Source organism: Chryseobacterium sp. (genome assembly GCF_022712095.1).
Taxonomy (GTDB): Bacteria; Bacteroidota; Bacteroidia; order Flavobacteriales; family Weeksellaceae; genus Chryseobacterium.
Window position 1 is genome coordinate 1 of record NZ_JALAHD010000079.1, and the last position, 4,746, is coordinate 4,746.

The following is a 4,746-nucleotide window of genomic DNA, read 5'->3' on the forward strand; positions in this document are numbered from 1 at the left end:
ATAAAAAGTTCTTTTGGCTGTGAATTAAAAAGAATATTTTTGCAAAAAATTAAAATTTTAAACACTTTATGAAAATAAAATTATTCTCGTTAGCCTTACTGGCTAGTTCACTCTCTTATGCCCAATCATGGAATATTACAGGAAACACCGCTACTAATCCAACCACTAACTTCATAGGAACATCTGATGCTCAGGATGTAGTGGTAAAAACTAATAAAATAGAAAGACTTCGAATTGATAAAAATGGAAATATTGGAATAGGTGGGGCACCTAAAGATAATATTGCATTAAAAGTCAGCGGAAGAGCTCAGGTTGTTACCAATACAATCAGTGATGCTTTTCATGTAGGTAATGAGGCTGAAAATGTGGATAATGGAAGTTCTTTAGTTTTTTTGAGATATGGAAAATATCAACCCTCTAATCCTGGAGTATTGGATATTGCAGGTTTTGATACCCCTACTACATATGGTTTTCTTTTTTCTTTAAGAGCCAATGGGAAGCTATTTCTGGGAACATCAACAGCCCTTTGTGGGGATTGTAGTTCTTACAGGTTATTTGTAAAAGATGGTGTACGAGCAGAAAAAGTGAAAGTAGACAGCCCCACTACTAATGGCTGGGCTGACTATGTTTTTAAAAAGACTTACCAGCTTAAAAGTTTAGAAGAAGTAGAAAAGCATATAGCTGAAAAAGGGCATCTTCCAAATATTCCTTCGGCAGAAGAAGTAGAAAAAGAAGGTATTAATCTGGGAGAGATGGATGCCAAGCTTTTAGAAAAAATTGAAGAACTTACCCTATATTCCATTGAACAGAATAAGCAGATAAAATCTCAGGAAGCACAACTTAAACAACAGTCAGAAGAACTTCAATTATTAAAACAGCAAGTTCAATTACTTTTATCATCACAAAAATAAAACATATGAAAAGAAAATTATTCTCTCTACTCTCTTTGTTAGCAGGCTTTTTAGGGTTTTCCCAAACTACGGTTTATTTCAAATATGATGAAGCAGGAAACCAGCGTTACAGGGGAACTGACATTAATGGTAAACAGGTACAGGAAGCAGCTGTCTCAAAGGCATCACTTGCCCAAACCTCAAAGATCGAAGCGACAAGTACAATGCTGAAAACTTCGGAAATAATTATTGATGAAGAAACATTCTGGAAACAGATCAGGTTATATCCGGTTCCTGTCAATGATATTTTAACGATAGACTGGACAGAGGAAGTAGATGGATTGATAGAGTCTGTTTCATTATATCAGCATAGCACTACCCATTGGAAATTTCAACAGCAAAATATCCCGGATATCAATAAGCAGCTAAAAATAAACATGTCCGGTTATGACTGGGGGGTATACATTTTACGCTTCACATTGAAGGATGGAAGGGTTTTCAGTAAAAATATCACCAAAAGATAAGTATGATTATGAAACTATATATTAAAAAAGTGAAATTACTTTCATCACTTATATTGTCTTTTTGTTCGATATTGGGGTTTTGCCAAACTATATTGTATCAGGCAGAAACGACTTCACGAACAGTTCAGGACCCGCAGGCAATTATCTTTACGGAAGGGTTTATTGCTACATCAAGTACTTCAAATCCTTTTGTAGCAAAGATTGGTCCTGCAACAGAAAATCCGGGAGGAGGACCTTCAGATTCGCAGGCAGGGGCCACAAATCCGTCGGGAACAACAGCTCCTTCAGGACAAAGTTTTCATGATACCAAGGGGAACATTGAGGTAACTGGAGGAGGACAGCTACAATACACTTTACCTATAACAGTGCCCCCAGGAGTAAAGAGTGTCGCTCCCCAAATTAATCTTGTATATCTTAGTGGCTCTGGCAATGGAATTGCCGGATACGGTTGGAACTTATCTGGAATTACTGCTATTTCAAGAGTAGGAAGAACTATTGAAAAAGACGGGGAAACTAAAGGTGTCCAATTAGACTATTCAGATTATTATAGTTTTAATGGGCAAAAGCTTATTTTGAAATCTGGAGAATATGGAAAAGATGGAGCTGAGTATGTAACGGATAAATACTCCAATGTTAAAATAAAATCAGTAGGAAGTAGTTTAGGTATTTCAGGACCTAATTATTGGGAAGTTACTTTTGAAGATGGCTCACAGGCTAAATATGAGAAAACTTTCACTAATTATGATAATGGAGCTTACATTCCTACATTAGAGTATAACATTACAAAATGGATGGATTCTCAAGGTAATTATATTAGCTATAGTTATGAATACACTATGGTTTCAGGCTTTAGAGGTGAAGATGGTGGTGTATCCAGAATATCCTCAATACAATGGGGAGGAAATCAAATATTAAATAAACCCCATTTTAATACTATTGAATTCACATATGTAGATAGAGATTTAATAGAACAATCGTATGTAAAGGGACTAAAATATACTCAAAACAAAATTTTATCAGAAATTAAGGTAACCACAAATGGTACTCAGTTTAAAAAATATGTGGTGGAGTATAGTAAAAATGGGACAAGTTATCAATTTGTAAATAAGGTTACTGAATATAATTCTCAAGGAGAAATTTCTAATCCTGTAACATTTACCTATCCAGATTTAGTTACGTCAGAAGTAGATTATTATGGAGTATTACCCTATAATAATGATGCTTTTGAAGATGTGAAGCTTACGGGAGACTTTAACGGAGATTCTTACTTAGATTTTTTAATGAATAATGGAGTAGTAAAGCTGGGTGCCTTTAATGATGCCTATCAGGATGTTACTACTGGAAAAGTTTTTAATGCTGAAGCCAGAGTTGTCAGTGTACTATTAGACGAAGAAGGACAGGTATACAACGGTAATGGAATAGTTCAGTTTGAAGATGAAAAGATTGTTGCTTATATTTTTAGAAATAATACCTTTATCAAAGTCTTTGAGAAATCAACTCCTAAAACATGCTCTACATGCACGATATCTCAGATTACTATTAATGAAGGGGATATAGATGGTGACGGAATATCGGATATATTTCTTAATATAGCAAATGGAATATTTTTAGACAAATATATTATAGATCTAAAAGATGTCAGTACTCCACTTTTCACATATTCAGGTCGTGTTGACTTTGTTGAAAGCGATTATCCTAATCAAAAATACTTAGATGTTGATGGTGATGGAAAAGTAGATGTCATTGATGTTTCAAATACTTCGTATACCGTATTTGAGTTCATAAGAACGTCTTCCACCCAATACCAAAAGAAAATAAAATATTCTGGAAGTTTGATTGAAACAAAAGATCCTGATTATCCAATACTTTTTGGAGACTTTAATGGTGATGGAAATTTAGACTTTACCATTCCAACAACATCGAATCAAGATGCGGATAACTGGCGATTTTATATGGGTAAAGAAAATGGTTTTCAAAATGTCTTAAAACAAAACTTCCTTAAATATAGAAAACCAAGTCAGCCGGCCAATTTATCTTTGCTTGATCACCACTTTTATTCCATTTCAGACATCAATAAAGATGGAAAATCGGATATCGTTTTGATTTATTCACAAAATAAAGTAGGAGCCGTAAGTACGAGTGGAAATGCACTGTGGAGAAGCCTGCAATATGAAGTTAAAACATTACAGGCCAACGGAGGGACAGACTTTGTACAAGGGTTAAGTTCTGTAAGCCCTACTTATAATGTAGGAGGTGCTGAGTATGGAATATTTCAACCTTTAACCAACCCTATCAAATCAAATAATAATTACTATGATATCTTTATTTTCAAAAATACAAGAGTACATAAATATAAGGGTCAGACTTCTTTAGCTGAGTTATCCAGAATGAAATCCATTAATCAGGGAGGAGTTATAACTACAGTCGATTATAAAGAGTTAAATCCTGATAGTAATCCTACTTTTTATAGTAAAACTAAAAAAGAATATTATCCTTATTTTTCCTTAGCTCGTGCAGATAATTCTTATATGGTTTCTCAGCTTCAACAGGCAGGTAGAAAACAGGACTTCCGTTATATAGGAATGACAGGGAAATTTCAGGGGAGAGGAATACTGGGTTACCACCAAATAGCCCGCTCGTCTTGGTATGCTGATGGATTTGAAAACACAAAGATTTGGTCAGGGGTAGAAATGGATCCTCTTTTTAATGGGGCTTCTGTAAAAGAATGGAGCATCAGAACCAACGATGAATCCAAAATATTTCCTGCTGATATTTCTGTTAATAATACTCAGTTACTTTCTTTTAAATCTACCCAATATCAAAAAGACCAGTTGGTCAATGGAACTGTTGTTACAACAGTAGCTGAAGCAGATAGACCAAAGATGGTAACTGTCATTGTTCCTAAAAGTACCGTAGAGAAAAACTTCTTGACTGGAACCGTTACAACAGGAAATGTCATTTATGGAGACTATTATCTTCCAAAACAAAGTGTCACTAATGTAAACAATGGCTTTGCAATAACAACGTCTGATTTTGAATATATTCATAATTTATCCGGAGTTGGAGAGAATTATTATATAGGGCGTCCAAAGTCTAAAACAGATATTGCACAGTCTTATGGAGATACAAAATCTGCAAAAGAAGAATATACTTACGAAAATAATCTATTAAAAACTTTAAAAACCTGGAACAGAGATAATACAGGTTATGTACTGGAGACTTATAATTACGATGGCTTTGGAAACATTACCCAGAAGGTTGTAAGTAATAGCATAGATTCCCAAATGCATACAAATACCTTTAAATATGATTTAAAAGGACGATTTGCAGAG

General features: G+C 34.5%; 3 protein-coding genes. All 3 read left to right on the plus strand.

The genetic code is table 11. The features are described from left to right. The first annotated feature begins 68 nt into the window (after positions 1 to 68). The gene (locus tag Q0A18_RS03630) at positions 69 to 911 is read left to right on the plus strand and encodes a cell wall anchor protein (protein ID WP_292008813.1); all 843 of its coding nucleotides are present in this window, start codon (positions 69 to 71) and stop codon (positions 909 to 911) included. Positions 912 to 916: 5 nt separating this feature from the next. Continuing rightward, the gene (locus Q0A18_RS03635) at positions 917 to 1,414 is read left to right on the plus strand and encodes a T9SS type A sorting domain-containing protein (protein WP_292008814.1); all 498 of its coding nucleotides are present in this window, start codon (positions 917 to 919) and stop codon (positions 1,412 to 1,414) included. 8 nt (positions 1,415 to 1,422) lie between these two features. Beyond that, positions 1,423 to 4,746: SpvB/TcaC N-terminal domain-containing protein (locus tag Q0A18_RS03640; protein WP_292008815.1), on the plus strand; the 3,324-nt coding region annotated here is incomplete at its 3' end.

Coding starts and splice junctions, on each gene's coding strand:
- Q0A18_RS03630 (WP_292008813.1), top strand. CDS start 69: ATGAAAATAAAATTATTCTCGTTAGCCTTACTGGCTAGTTCACTCTCT.
- Q0A18_RS03635 (WP_292008814.1), top strand. CDS start 917: ATGAAAAGAAAATTATTCTCTCTACTCTCTTTGTTAGCAGGCTTTTTA.